Origin of the sequence: Paenibacillus sp. 598K, assembly GCF_003851045.1 — a bacterium.
In the GTDB taxonomy this organism is placed as follows: domain Bacteria; phylum Bacillota; class Bacilli; order Paenibacillales; family Paenibacillaceae; genus Paenibacillus_D.
On sequence record NZ_BFBX01000452.1, the window covers coordinates 1 to 312 of the forward strand.

The window sequence follows — 312 nt, forward strand, 5'->3', positions numbered from 1 at the left end:
CGGGTAGACGAGCGATTCGAGGGCAAGGTGACGATCTACAATGAATACGGGCCGACCGAGACGGTCGTCGGCTGCATGATCCATGCATACGATCCGGCGCGGGATCTGTACGCCTCGGTGCCGATCGGTCGTCCGGCAGACAATGTCAGCATCTACGTGCTGAATGGACAGCTGCGGCCGGTGCCGGGCGGCGCGGTCGGCGAGCTGTACATCGCCGGAGACGGCGTCGCGCGCGGCTACTGGGGCCGGGAGGCGTTGACCGCCGAGCGGTTCGTGGACGATCCGTTCGTCCCGGGACGGCGGATGTACCGG

The 312-nt window shown here is 67.0% G+C and carries 1 protein-coding gene; it reads left to right on the forward strand.

What is annotated here, in order from left to right:
* A partial coding sequence (locus tag PA598K_RS35735) for an AMP-binding protein (protein ID WP_148092074.1) occupies positions 1-312 on the forward strand: 312 nt, incomplete at both ends.